Source organism: Dellaglioa sp. CoH-55-MRSF-9, from assembly GCF_056782155.1.
The window spans coordinates 1-249 of sequence record NZ_JBXAYG010000144.1 but is presented as its reverse complement, the minus strand read 5'-3'; the positions used below and the strand labels follow the sequence as shown (position 1 = coordinate 249).

The following is a 249-nucleotide window of genomic DNA, read 5'->3' as shown; positions in this document are numbered from 1 at the left end:
CGGGCGGCCGGTCAACCCGGGACGGCCCGATTCACCTGTCCTTCACCTGTCGCTGTGCGGCCGTTCACCCCAGGAACGCGTCCACCCGGTCGCGCCAGGGGTCCGCGTCCGCCGCGTTCTCGGCGACGAACAGCTCGGAGTCCGCGATCAGCTCGTGCAGCCGGTCGGCGGTCGACAGCGGGTGACCCGGGTCGCCGGCCCAGGGGAGCAGGAGCACGGGAAGTCGCAGCGCCGCGATGTCATCCGGCG

Annotated in this window: 1 protein-coding gene; it reads right to left on the bottom strand. The window is 73.5% G+C overall.

What is annotated here, in order from left to right:
* Window positions 1–64 precede the first annotated feature (64 nt).
* Window positions 65–249: hypothetical protein (locus AC1RPV_RS08115; RefSeq protein WP_481764255.1), on the bottom strand; the 185-nt coding region annotated here is incomplete at its 5' end.